This window comes from Acinetobacter sp. YH12205 (assembly GCF_013418125.1).
Taxonomy (GTDB): Bacteria; Pseudomonadota; Gammaproteobacteria; order Pseudomonadales; family Moraxellaceae; genus Acinetobacter; species Acinetobacter towneri.
In genome coordinates this window covers 168,470-182,962 of the sequence record NZ_VPCQ01000005.1, presented here as the reverse complement: position 1 = coordinate 182,962, position 14,493 = coordinate 168,470, and the positions used below count along the sequence as shown (strand labels likewise).

At 42.2% G+C, this 14,493-nt stretch carries 6 protein-coding genes; all 6 read right to left on the bottom strand.

Annotated elements, in window-relative coordinates; all coding sequences use genetic code 11:
* Window positions 1-133: 133 nt before the first annotated feature.
* Entirely contained in the window at window positions 134-1,372 is a 1,239-nt protein-coding gene (locus FTU92_RS08655) for a magnesium transporter CorA family protein (RefSeq protein ID WP_180008399.1), read from the bottom strand.
* Window positions 1,373-1,595: 223 nt separating this feature from the next.
* On the bottom strand, window positions 1,596-3,683 hold the full coding sequence (gene pnp, locus FTU92_RS08650; RefSeq protein ID WP_171257431.1) for a polyribonucleotide nucleotidyltransferase: 2,088 nt from the start codon (window positions 3,681-3,683) through the stop codon (window positions 1,596-1,598).
* A 261-nt stretch (window positions 3,684-3,944) separates the two neighbouring features.
* Entirely contained in the window at window positions 3,945-4,214 is a 270-nt protein-coding gene (rpsO, locus tag FTU92_RS08645) for a 30S ribosomal protein S15 (protein ID WP_004975922.1), read from the bottom strand.
* A gap of 820 nt (window positions 4,215-5,034) precedes the next feature.
* Window positions 5,035-6,777 carry an exodeoxyribonuclease V subunit alpha gene (gene recD / locus FTU92_RS08640; protein ID WP_218944552.1) on the bottom strand — a complete coding sequence of 581 codons (1,743 nt, stop codon included), beginning with the start codon at window positions 6,775-6,777 and terminating at the stop codon, window positions 5,035-5,037.
* Between the two features lie 109 nt (window positions 6,778-6,886).
* The gene (locus FTU92_RS08635) at window positions 6,887-10,654 is read right to left on the bottom strand and encodes a UvrD-helicase domain-containing protein (RefSeq protein ID WP_228258770.1); all 3,768 of its coding nucleotides are present in this window, start codon (window positions 10,652-10,654) and stop codon (window positions 6,887-6,889) included.
* Window positions 10,651-14,391, bottom strand: coding sequence for an exodeoxyribonuclease V subunit gamma (locus tag FTU92_RS08630; protein ID WP_180096093.1), 3,741 nt, complete (start codon window positions 14,389-14,391; stop codon window positions 10,651-10,653). Before FTU92_RS08630 ends, FTU92_RS08635 begins: the two co-directional genes overlap by 4 nt.
* Between the last annotated feature and the right edge of the window lie 102 nt (window positions 14,392-14,493).

Here is a 14,493-nt window from a genome sequence, read left to right as displayed (position 1 = left end):
GTGGATAAGCTTATCAGTCCTATGGATAACTTTTGAGGTCTGTGGACAACTTTTAAATCAATACATTATCTTGTGAATCCGCATTGGATGCAGGACTCAATCCATCACCACATCCGTAAGTTTATCTTCTAGATCATTTAAGTTTAGTCAGTTTTTCAACTTCTTTAATGGTGCCTTTCACGGTTTGCTTAATGGGTTCATAGTCTAAAAACCAAAATAAATTCATGGGTTGGTCATTATGTTGCTGTGCCAACATATCAATCACACTTTTTTCACCCAGACCGACAAGGTGCCTACGATAAAAATAATACAGCAACAACAAAGTAGTCATCACCATTACCCCAAGCATGATCCAAAAGGCCTGTGCGTGTTTCAGCCCCGGCATAAACTCAAAGTTCATACCATACACCCCTGTAAATAAAGTCAAAGGTGCAAAAACTGCGGTAATGATGGCTAAAATCCGCATGTTTTCATTGGTCTGGTTGGCAATAGCAGAAAAATGCAGATCAATTGCGGTTTGCACTGCAGAGCGTAAGCGAATGGTATGCTTTTGAATTCGTTCAATGTGACTGGTCAAATCATCCAAACGTACCAAAATAATATCCTGCCGTTCACTACGTTTTTTGCCACGTAAATGTGGGTAGTTATCGACAATTTCATCACGCAATTCCTGCAAGGCTTCTATTTGCTCTTCACATAAATTTTCAACTTGCTGAAACGCCATATTTTCTTGCAGCAATTGATGCCAACGGGTAAAACGACGATGTCCCTGCAACAACTCTTGTTGCCAATATTCCACACGGCGGGTTAGCGGCATGCGAATATCCAAGTAATCATCCGCTACCAAATTCAGTAAACGCAACGTTAAATCTAATGGTGTTGCTGCCAGTTTGCGTGCTTTATTCTGTTCTTCAATCGGGCGTTGTACCGCTGCTTCCACACGTGACAAATAGCTTTCCATGACTTTATTGCCCTGTTCCCGCACACTAATCAAAATCTGCGGTGTCATAATAAAGCTCATCGGCGTAGTGGCCAGTCCAAAAATCCGTTCATGTTTCTCCCCGACTTGTTGCCCTGTTGCAATACGGTCTTCGGGTGTGATCAGTTTACGGAAAATCAATAAGTCATAATCATCTAAAGTATCAAACGCACATGGATGCTCTATATTTAAAATATCGCGCACATGATATTCATTGAGCGATAATTGACTGTACTGAAAAATCTCTTGTTGCCACTGTTCTGCACGGTTAAGCACATCATCACGGGTGCAATCAATCCAGATAAATTCAGGCTCAAGCCCTTCAATTGCCTGTTTTTGCACATAAATATTGGTTTTATGATTGGTATGCAGATAAAAATAATAACTTTGCATAGAACGGGCACTCTATTTCAGTTTTTTTGTACGGTTTTTTGAGATTTTAAGATGTACTCAGTTTAAGCATGGATCAGGCTTCTTTTCAAATACATGCTGTAATTTATGCCGCTTTTCATACAACAAAGATGGTTTGTACGATGCAACAAAATTTTTAGCATAAAAAAACCCGCATTCAGATTGAATACGGGTTTTTTGACCATTTCAGATCATCAACACAGCATTACGCTTGTTCGATATCTTTCATAGTTAATTTGATACGACCACGGTTGTCTACATCAGCAACCTGTACTTTCACTTCCTGACCTTCTTTCAACACGTCTGCAACGTTGGCAATACGCTCATTTGAAATTTGAGAAATGTGAAGTAAACCGTCAGTACCCGGAAGGATATTTACGAACGCACCGAATTCAACAATACGGATTACTTTACCTGTGTAAATTGTACCCGGCTCGATTTCAGCAGTTAAAGCCTGAATTTTTGCAACAGCAGCTTGTGCAGCAGCTTTGGTTTCACCAAATACGCGCACTGTACCGTTGTCTTCAATATCAATTGCCGCTTTAGTTTCTTCAGTAATTTGACGGATGGTTGCACCACCTTTACCAATTACATCACGAATTTTGTCTGGGTTGATGTTAATCACTTGGAAAGTTGGCGCATGCATTGAAATTTCTGGACGCGCACGTGAAATCACTTGGTTCATTGCATTTAAGATATGCATACGACCCGCATAAGCTTGGTTTAATGCAACTTCCATAATTTCTTCGGTGATGCCTTCAATCTTGATGTCCATTTGCAGTGCAGTAATACCGTTGGCAGAACCTGCAACTTTAAAGTCCATGTCGCCAAGGTGGTCTTCATCACCCAAAATGTCAGAAAGTACCGCGAAACGCTCGCCTTCTTTCACTAAGCCCATTGCGATACCCGCAACTGGTGCTTTCAATGGAACACCTGCATCCATAAGTGATAACGATGCACCACAAACAGACGCCATAGAAGATGAACCGTTTGATTCAGTAATGTCAGATACGATACGAATTACATACGGGAAGCGATCTGCTGCAGGAAGAACAGCTTGCACACCACGACGTGCCAAACGACCATGGCCAATTTCACGACGTTTAGGGCCAGACTCACGACCTGTTTCACCTACAGAGTATGCAGGGAAGTTGTAGTGCAACATGAAGTTGTCAGTTTTAGTACCCGATAAGGTATCAACCATTAAGGCATCACGTGTATTACCTAAAGTGGTGGTAACCAAAGCCTGAGTTTCACCACGGGTAAACAATGCAGAACCGTGCGCACGGTCTAGAACGCCAACCTGTACGTCAAGCGCACGAACGGTTTTGGTGTCACGACCATCAATACGTGGTTTACCAGACAAGATGTTGTCACGTACGGTACGGTATTTAAGATCTTCAAAGAGTTCGTTCAAGTCATCTGCAATGCCAGTTTCGTCATTTTCAGGAACGAATTGCGCAACGGCTTCTGCTTGAAGTGCATCTAATGCAGCATAACGGTCTTGTTTGATCGCAATGGTGTACGCTTCAGAAATTTTTGCTTCAAACGCTTCTTTTAGTTTTGCACGAAGGTCTTCGTTTTTCTCTGGAGCAGTCCAAGTTGACTCAGTTGCACCTGCAGCCGCAGCAAATTCTTTGATCGCTTGAATCGCGATTTGCATTTCGTCATGACCGTAAAGCACTGCGCCTAACATTTGGTCTTCTGAAAGTTCTTTTGCTTCAGATTCAACCATCAATACAGCAGATTCTGTACCTGCAACCACAAGGTCAAGGTCAGATTGCGCCATTTGTTCAAAGTTCGGGTTAAGCACGTATTCGCCGTTGATTAAACCCACACGCGCCGCACCAATTGGGCCACGGAACGGTGTACCTGCAATTGCAAGTGCAGCAGACGTACCTAACATTGCAGCAATGTCAGCTTCCATGGTTTTGTCAGAAGATACAACAGTCGCAGTAACTTGAATTTCGTTGTAGTAACCTTCTGGGAACAACGGACGAATTGGACGGTCAATTAAACGTGAAATTAAAGTTTCTGCTTCAGAAGCACGGCCTTCACGCTTACCATAACCACCTGGGATACGACCTGCAGCATATTGTTTTTCTTGATAGTTAACAGTCAGTGGGAAGAAATCTTGACCCGCTTTTGCTGTTGGTTGAGCAACCACTGCAACCAATACAGTCACGCCACCCATAGTAATCATTACCGTGTTGGCTTGACGCGCTACACGACCAGTTTCAAGTACAACTTGGTGCTGACCAAATTGGAATTCTTTACGAATAATATTAAACATCGACATGTTTTATTTTTTCCTAGTTCTTGTGAACAATTATTCTCGTGGAGACCCCTAAGGTTTGGCATTCACAATACAATTGTTTAGGTAAATGACAAAGCTTAGAAGCCGACCTCACTCGAATGAAACACGATTTTTAAACACAAAGAAGGAGCGAATCATTCGCCCCTTCCACTGATCTAGCCAAGGCTAGATATACTTTAGTTTTCAGTAATACAGCATTCAACATGCAATAGTCCGAAAATAAAAGCTTAAATCGAATTAACGACGTAAACCTAAAGCAGCAATCAATGCGCTGTAACGAGTCACATCTTTGCCTTTAAGGTAGTCAAGTAACTTACGACGTTGGTTAACCATACGGATTAGACCGCGACGGCTATGGTGGTCGTGTTTGTGCTCTTTGAAGTGACCTTGTAAGTCATTGATTTGAGCAGTTAAAAGTGCTACTTGAACTTCTGGTGAACCAGTGTCGTTTTCAGCACGAGCAAATTTAGCAATGATCTCTGCGCGATCTGCGTTTGTTAAAGCCATTCGATTTCTCCGAGATGCTTAATAAAAAGATTTGATACCGATCAATTGATTACTCAATTGACTGCCGTGCATCACTACAGCAAGGGCATTATTTTAAGGCAAAAACGTGCCGATTGCAAAACAGAACGACAAACAAGCGCTTTTAATTTTGAGATGTCCCAATAAAAGTATGATTTATGCTGAGGGTGTACACATCATGTTAGGTATAAAGTACCTACGGAAAATAAATATACAATTGTATATGATTGATAATATGTAATATTTTGCCAACCACTTTTCATCTACTGGAATATTTTGCCGTTAAAATAAAACAGCCCGAGCATAGCTCGGGCTGTTTTTGCGCTGTAGTTTCTTGTCTTATTATTCTTATTGTTTTGTTTATTGTGGTTATTTGCGCGTTTTCGCGTCTTATTCTCTGAACATTCCTGTTCTTGCTTTCACGTCCTTGTGTGGTAGATTTTGCCACAATAGTAAAGTGAAAGAAGTCGTATTTCTCGTATCTATTTGTAAGCTTTTTCTTACAACAGGTAAGCATTGTCAGCATTTTGCAAATCACCCAAACTTACAGGCATAAAAAAGCCCTGTAGTCTCTCCCAAAACTACAAGGCTTAGCGGCTGTAAGTTTCCTCTTCTCACTCACGTCCTGTCAGTTCGCTGTCATTCGACATTTATCGTTATTATTCTGCGATTATGCTCAACTATCCCTATTGAGCTTTTTATGTGAAGTCATCTTCTCAAAAAGATCTTGAAATCTCTATGCGCAAATTTCTCGAATCAATGTAAGCCATTTCGTACAAAGCCGCCACTTATTCAGTTTTTCTTAACAATCTAAAACGTCATTAATTCTGGCTAATAAACCACTGCTGCGGCGGGTACGAATCGTCAAGGCTTGCTGCAAAGCTTGCGTATCCACCAACAAACTTACAACTTTTTTAGCACGAGTAATGGCAGTGTAAATTAGCTCCTTGCTCAGCAAGTTTTTTGCCGAAGCATCTAACACCACAGCTGTATGCGTAAATTCAGAACCTTGCGATTTATGAATAGTAAGTGCAAATGCGGTTTCAATATTTTTAGGTAAGCGTGTTGCAGGCACCCACTTATTTAAACTTGGAAAATATACTTCAAACTGACGCTGATCATGTTGCTCTCGCATAAAACAGATGCCAATATCACCATTCGACAATCCCAGTTGATAATCGTTATAGGTCATCATGACGGGGCGTCCTGCATACCAATCGCCATGTTTGGTTTGTTTTAACTGTTGCAACAAGCGTTTTTCAATCTGCAAATTCAGTTGTTGTAAACCCAAATGACCATGACGAATTGCGGTTAAAATACGGTAATCATCAAATACATTCACCACATTCTCAACATGCGCTTGAAATGCTGTACTTGATTGTTCCAAGCCCAAAGTATGTGCTTTTAATACCGCTACATAAGCCTGATAACCATACATCAGCTGATCATAATAATGCGCTAAATTTTCCGCTGAAATTTGCCCATTTTGCTGAGGTAAATATTGCAGTTGTAGGGCATCTATTTCGACTTGCTTAAATTGAATTGGCTTTAATTCACCTGCTGCCACGACTTGCTGTTCAAACTCAGCCAAAACCTGTGCAGGAGAATGTTCTTGCTGAATAAACTTCGCCATTGCGCCAATTTTTGCACCTTCAGCAAAACGACGTGTGGTCACTAAATTGACACGGTTATTTGCGAGTTCAGGCACTTGCTGTAAATCGGCCAATACTGTACCGACATCGACTGAAGCCAATTGATTGGCATCGCCCAACAGAATTAAACGTGCCTGCGCAGGAATGGCAGCCAATAACATCTGTGACAGGCTTAAATCCAGCATCGACGCTTCATCGACCACAATCACGTCATAAGGTAGAGGTTGTTTAGCGTGAAAACGTGGCTTGCCTGTATTGCCTAAGCCCAATAAACGATGCAAAGTCACGGGTCGTAATTGACGTAAAGCATCGACATTAAACATTTGTAAAGCTTGACTATTCAAGGCATTTTGCAAAGCTTCATCCATCCGCTGTGCCGCTTTGCCTGTTGGTGCAGCCATCGCAATCCGAATATTTGGCAAAGCTTGATTAAGCACCGCAACAATATGCGCCAAAGTATAGGTTTTTCCTGTACCTGGCCCACCAGTGATAATACTTAAACTTTGAGTTGCCGCAGTCTGTAACGCTTTTTGCTGCTGTGGATCTTGCAATAAATTAAGCTGTTCGGCTTGTAATTCAAAGGACAAAGGCGGCTGCGCCTGAATCCGTAAAATATCGCTAGCAACCTGATGTTCCAGTTTCCAGTAGCGATACAAATACAAACGCTGCCCATCAAATACAAACGGTGCAATTTGTGGATCAGGATTTAAAGCGCTACGCTGCAAGTTCATGTGCAAATGTTGCAATGCCGCCACTTGTTCTGCGGTTGCAGGAATACAGCTATCCCCTTGCTGAATAGCATCGAGTACCTGTTGCATCAAAATTTGCGCTGAAGCATCAAAAGTGACATTGCTAAATGGCGGCTGACATAGGTAATCCATCCACGCCTGCATTGGCGTTTGAGCTGAATTTAAGTGAATATGCTTGTTTTCCACACAGTTATCCTCAAAGTTATCCACAGGATAAGCAATTGTTTTATTAAGTCGATAAGCTGACTTAGCGTTATTTTTTAAGTTCAAAGTAACCCAATATTTGATCTAGTTGCAGAATAAATTCCGCATCTGGCCGCCAATGACAAACCCCTTGCCCTGCTTGCCCCTGCATACCACGCAAATACAAATAACTGGCTCCACCCAAATGTTGCCGAATATCATAATCTTGCAAACGACTGCCCAAATAACGGTGCAACGCCACCAAATACAAGGCCGCTTGTAACCAATAACTCGATTGGGTCATGTTGTGTTCAAGGTTGGTTTTTTCATAATCGCGCTGATCGGCACCCAAATAATTACTCTTATAGTCGGCAATGTGATAACACTGCCCATCAAAATAAACCAAGTCAATTGAGCCTGTCAGATAACGCGCAGTAGCGGCTTCATTTAAATCTTGAATAGGATGTCCCGCATCTTCAAACAATTGCTGAATTGCTTGAATAAATAAGCGCTGATCTGCCAACGCCAAATAGAATGGAAACTCTGATAAATAATGTGCAGTAGATAAGGCGGAAAGCTGGAAAGTATCGTGCAAAGGAGTATTCAACACATCCTTCAGCCACTCGGTCATGTGCGCAAAAATATCTGCTTCCTGCACAGTCGCGCTGCCTTTGGCAGTGTCGAGTTTTGCCATCAAGTCTGCCAATAACACATCGGAATTAAACTCTTTGTCGTTATGAAAACGACGTTTGACTTCTTCTAAAATGTCGTTATAACTGGCTTTAAAGTCGATGTATTCAAAGAGTTTATGTAAAAAACTCCCCGCTTGAGTACCACGCTGAAAATTAGCTTTGATCCATGCAATCGGTTGAGCCACCTGTACAATTTCCTGTTCCGCTTCGACAGGTTCCTGATTGATTTCATCGGCAGCGGCAGCCTGCTCCTCGCTTGCCAATGCCAAAGTATCGCTACGCATGGCGGCAGGTAAATGTTGTGCCAAGCCACTAAAACTGGTTTTGGTCCGTGGATAAAAACGACGCTGCGGAAAATCTGCGGCTTCAATCTTAATTTCTTGCACTTGTTCGAGTTGTAATGCTGCCGCCAATTGTGTCAGAGGTGCTTCATCACAGCTCCACGCTGCTGCAATTTCTGCTGAACTTGGCGCTTGTAAACGCCAAACATTTAAACCAGCAGATTTTGGTGCAGCCTCTTTTTTACCTTCTTTTGCAGGCGTAGGCTGTTTTAGCATCGCATAGACCCGATAACTGGCGCGGGTGAGTGCCACATACCAAAGCCGATTCAACTCTGCCAAACGGCGCTCACTGTGCTGCTGCGTTGCTGTGGCATCTATGTCTTTATGTTTAATAGCAATGACACGTTGCTCAATGCCTTGCGCTTCCTGCGTTGCAAACACCAAAGCAGACTTGTCAGATTTGGGCGGCTGATCTGCCGACATCAAAAAGACCACTTTAAACTCTAAGCCTTTGGACTGGTGAATGGTCATCAGTTTCACCCCTGCCGCATTAGAAAGTTTCCTCTCAATTTCCCAATCGCGTTTGGCAGGTGATTCAACTTGCTGTAAATACCAGTAATACAGCATGTAAGCCCCTTGATGGCGTTCACTTTGACGACTCAGCAATTCAGTCAAATGACGTAAATTCACCACATGCCGTTCATTGTCAAAACTGCGTTTCGCCACCAAATTTTCCCAAACTTTAAATAAGTTTAGGCAGTAATTCCATGCGGTTAAAAAGCCTTTATTGACCCACATTTCACGAATGCAGTCGAAGTCATAAATAAACTGACCTAAACCTTGTTGCTCAAGTTCAATCAACTGTTGCAGGTTATAACCCAATAAACGTGTCAGTAAGGCGCGCTTGACCTTGGCTTCATCATAAGGATGTAAAATTGCAGTTAAAATTGCTGCCACATCTTTGGCCAAAAAGCCTGTAAAAACACTGCGCTGGCTACTTCTATTGACCTGAATTCCAATCCGTTCAAGCTCGTATTGGGCTTGATCAAGCTTTTGATGACTGGTCGATAAAATGGCAATATCATCGGCTTGTAAAGCGACTTTGCCTGAAGAGTGATCAAAATATAAATCGCCTGCAATGCCTTGATTTAATAACTCGCGAATTTTTCGTGCAATTTGAATGGACTCATCCTGATCATGTTCCACCGTTACCCAACGCAGCGGTGCGGGATTGACCTGTTGCCGATCCATTAAGGCAGGATGAGGACGTGAACCTGCAATGACAGGATCATAAATCACTTTTTCACCAAAAGCGGGTTGGCGTTGAAATAACTCATCCACCACACTGACCAGCTCTTTCACTGAACGATGATTTTGTCTGAGCGAGTAAATGCGACCTTGTTTTTTCAGCACATCATCGCGGGCATTGTTATAGGTCAGCATATCACCACCGCGGAAACCATAAATCGCCTGCTTAGGATCGCCCACCATAATCATACAACCACGCGCATACCACTTTGGATTGCGCCAAATTTGTGCCAGCATGTCATCTTGATCTTGGTTGGTATCCTGAAATTCATCCACCAAAATCAGTGGATAACGCGTATGCACAAACTGTGCAAAACGCTGCCCACGTTCGCCCTGCAAAGCTTCAGCTAAACTGCGAATTTGTTGGGAAAAAGTGGTTTCCCCTTTTTGCTGTAAAAGTTGCGGTAAACGCTGTTTGACGTGTTGTACCAAATAGAATTTTAAATTGGTCTCCACCAATTCAATTTGACGCTCAAAATTAAGTTTGGCATCCACAACTGCTTTAATTTTTCGGATTACAGGATGATCAAAAAAAGCATCTTGCACCTCTTGCGTACATGGCGCTTTCGCTTTGTTAAAAATAGATTTTCTGAGCTTACCGTCTTGATTCAAATATAGTGCAAAGACCGCATTAAACAATTCAGCAAGGTGTGAATTAAAATAATGTTCTAAAGGATTATGCTTAATTTTTTCAATCAGTTTTGGCAAAGCTTCTGTAAATAGTGGCTGCAACCCCTTCTTGTCACTCCCCGCGACATAATGGGAAAAATTAAAACTATATTCACCATCATAATATTCTTTTAATTCTTCAATTTGCGGGATGGTGATACTGGCTAAATTCTGCAACGCCTCTGCTAAATCTTGTACATCCAATTGTCCCTGATCTATGCCCTGAATCTCTGCCGATGCAAAATTCAAACTGGTATTGACCAACCCCTCATAGTCTGCTGCAGATTTCAACCGCCCACATAACAGCATATAGTCCACAACATGCTGAGGCTGTGCTTGAATCCATTCACGCAGCACATCATGCAGCAATTGTTCAGTATAGACCGATGCTTGGTCGGTAATATTGGCGCGCTCAATTTTGCCGCTTTCAAAGGAAAATTCACGCAATAATTTTTGGCTAAAGCTATCCAGCGTTCCGACAAATAATTCATCGAGTTGTGCAATCACCAAGTTCAAACGTGAACTGGCATAGTCCAGTTTTAAGCGATATTCCTGCAGAACATTTTTGAGTAAAGGATCTTGTAGTTGTGCAATTTTCTCTGCAAGGGCGCGTTGATCTAAAGACTGATTTAAACACTGGTCGATATATTGTTGGGTTTCAAGCAAGCGTGCACGAATACGACTTTTTAGCTCGGCTGCGGCGGCACGGGTAAATGTGGTCGCAATCACTTGATTAGGCAAATAATCTTTCAGGAAAATCCGCACCATCAAACTAGATAAAGTATAGGTTTTTCCTGTACCTGCCGATGCTTCAATCCAATGCAAGCCTTTAAATTGCATCTCATGAATTGGGTCATAACAAATTGGGAATGGGCTAGATGAGTTCACGCAGATTCCCCTTGTTTTTGAAGATTTTTCGCAGATTCATAATTTTCAATGATGGGCTGATACAGTCGATGGCTATATTGCTGAAATGCCTCAATCAACAACGGTTCAGTTTCACTGTCTTGAAAAATAAATGACCAGTCTGGGTGATTTTTCTCACTTTCATCAATAAAGCTCCTCCTAGCACCGTCATGCCAATGTTTTACGAAGCTTTCCATGTTCAAAACCTGATCGGACTGAGCTTCATCCCATTGGATTTCAAATTCTTTTTTATCTTTCATTTTTAAAACTAAAGCCGCAGGCAATAACACAGGATATTGCTGTGCGTGTTTCCAGAACTCAAACCACTGGGCTAAATACTCGTGTGCTTGCTGTGCATTGATATTGGCAAAATGAATCACCGCATCTTTACACACCACAATCCGCTCTAAATCTTGATGTTCTGTGTTCTGATAGGCCACCCAAAACAAATATTCCAACCACACTTCGGCATATTTTCTTGGTCTGGCACTCGCTGCCACCACGCTACACCAAAGCTTTGTCGGCTGTTCAGGCACTTGAATACGGATATGCAGATGCGGATTCATTTTCCAAAGCTGTTGCGTTGTTGTGGTTGCCTCGTCTGCAAATTGCTGGAGTGTGTCACGTAAATATTGCTGTTCTTGCAGTCCCGTTTGAAACGTGGCATTTAAGGTTTTACCCACAGGCAAGGTATCTTGCAACAAGCTTTCTGCATCTTGCTCGCCATGTTGCAGTAAAAAATCACGCACACTATATTTTTCCAAGCCATTTAAAATCAGCGGCTCGTGGTTCATTGCAGCAGTGTCGGATTGTAAATTTTCGACTCCAATCGCTTTTAAATAGGCACGTGCAGGGAAACATACATCTCGAATCCATTGCATACTGTCGAGTACCACCACGTCTTGTGGCAATAATGGATATTCACCAAACCATGCTTCGCGTGGTGTGGTTTCTTGCTGCATTTGTTTGGCAACCCGATACCATTGATCTTTAAAGCGAACTTCACGGCTTTCGGCAAAACGCAGTTGATCAAAAGGTTGCAAACTATGTAAGTGATAAAGAGATTTCAATTGTGCGGGAATCTCGACACCATTCAAATTTAAGCGTGAATCGCTAGCTTCATCGGGATGTTTCACAATCAATTCCAAATGCTGCACAAATTCCTGCACCAGCACGGATGGATCACGTACCTCACCATCGCTGACATCAAAACCGTTATAAAATAACCAAACACTGTCTTGCGCCAACAATAAACTATCTAAAAATGCCCCTTGATCATCCTCAATGCGTGAACGATCTCCCAGTTGTGGTTTTAATAATTGCATCAAATCAAAAGCCAATTGCTGGTCACGACTTGGGAACACGCCATTGTCCAAATTCAGCATCACAATCAGCTTATACGGCAGTGGACGAATTGCACCAATTTGGCTAAAGGTAATGGCGCCCGATGGACTGGCTTGTTCGAGTTGGGTTTCGAGCTGGGCTGAAATTTCTTGCAGAATATAATCCAGCGGTAAGCTTAAATGACGCAAATCTTGACCCGACTGCACATCAAAATAACTGGCTAAGGTCAGCATACGGTCATGTTTTTGCACCAAACTAAACACCGATGCCAACACATCTACTCCTGCATCCTGAAACTCACTCAGGTCTTGCATCAGTTGTTTAAGCCAATATTCCACCGTTTTGGCTTGCCCCAATTCATGCTGAATTAGCCAATCACGGCGCTGTGCAAAATCCTGATAAATTTGAACCAGTTTAAAAATCAATTCAAAATCGCTACTTTGCACATCGGCATAACTTAAAGTGTGCTGAACCACGCAATGCTCTGGCACTGCAACGCCCAAAGCCAAACGATCTAAAGCAAACTTTAAGCTGAACCGATAATCTTGATCATCTGCACTCAGGCTGCGTTTTAAATGCTCGGCATCTAAACCACGTTTAAAACCTGCATTGGCCAACAACTCATTCATGCGCTCAATATTGTTTAAATTCAAGGCATAACGCTGTTGTGTGGCAGCTAAACTCAACCAGTCGCCAAACTCCTCAAAGCTAAAACGTCCTTGTACTAGCGCTATACGCCCAACCACCGCACGCCAAGCATTATGAATGTCTAAAGAGCTGATGCCTGCAATTTGAATAGGCAAATACACACTATCTTGACTGAGTTGATGCCCTAAAGCGGCTTGATTCTGCTGTGATTTTTGTTGTCCTTTCTGATAGAGATCACGTTCACTTGGCGGTGCAGCAAATACGCTGCGAATTAAAGATTCTTGTTCTTTGAGTTTCGGACTCAACACCAAAATATCACTGGCTTGGCGGCTGTCATCTTGTCCTAGCCATGCAATTAAACGATCTTTAAGTACCTCAAGCTGACGTAAACTTGAATGACACACATGAATTTGCAATGACTCATCGGCAGGGTCTAAGTCATACGCCTGCGCGACTGGCTCAACCAAATTCAATACATCCGATTGAATTTTGCCAAGTAAATGTTGCGGCTCTTCTTCAGGGAAAAGATCATACCACTCGCCTTCATCACCACTCGACAACGCCGCCAATAAAGAAAAGTGATCGCGTGCCTGCTTACCAAAGCGTGTCAGCAAGGGATGATGTGACTCGCGCATATCGGCATTAAATTCACCATTATATTTTTTGATATACGCAGCAATATCATCATCGCTTACAGTTTTATTTTGACTTTCCATCTCGCGAATAAAGCGACTTTTGATTCGCGCATCCATGTTTAATTTCCACTTAGGATCGACCATGTCTGCCCAATATTCTTGCGATGGGTTGTAATGCAGAATAAAAATATCCATATACTGCGCCAAACGGCGGATAAACAGCAACTGACTTGGCGGCAAATCCAATAAGGTAAAAATCACCAACTGTTTGGGTAATTTGTTAATACACGAATTTGGATTTTCAGGCTCGCCCAAAGCTTGCCAAAATTGCAGATCAATCTCCTGCATTTTTTCAAAATCTGCATGAAAAATATGCAACCACAACCAACTTTGCCATTGCTCTAATTCTTCGGCTTGCTCTTGAGTAAATGCGGCTATTTCCAATGCCGCTTGTTTTTCTTCTTCGCTCTCAAAGTTTTTAGGGATATAAATTTGCTGCTTTAAGTTCAGGCGTTTCTGCTGTCCCCAAACCGCTAACCAATTGCTTTGACATTGGCAGACACCCTCGCAGCCTTTTTGGCAAAAACCACGATAAACCATGTAATTGCTAAATAAACGTGAAACTTTATCTGCTACCCAATACAGCATGTTTTGCTTTTTGAGCTGCTTTTCTAAACCCTGTGACAATTGCTCTGCGCTGTCATAAATTCGCTGAATCAAACGATGTAAAGCATGCTCGGCAGGAAGTGGGTTTTGTTCGTGTTGTATCCACGGTTGTAAGTCATAAAACACACGCCATTGCATCACAATACGCGGAATATTTGCCTGACGCACCCGATCTTTATCGTCTAAAACTGCCTGATAAGCGGCCCATTGAAAGGCACGAATACGATGATGAAATTCAGTATTGGCACTAATGCCTTTTTGCTCGGCTATTTTTTCCGTCAGCCACTTTTCTACTGCCACTGAAGGCACAATAAAATGCTGGGTTTGTAGCACCTGAAGCGGATTCGATGTCGGTTGACGTATGGTTTTCAGCATTTCATTGACTAAAACTTCTATACGTTGGCTTTGTATGACATGAATCGCCATAAGGTATCCTTTAATTTATTTTGAATAAGAATGTATTAAATGTACTAGAAGGCCGTTGATCTATCATTTGCCTCAAGCACAACAAAAGAATAAAGATTATTG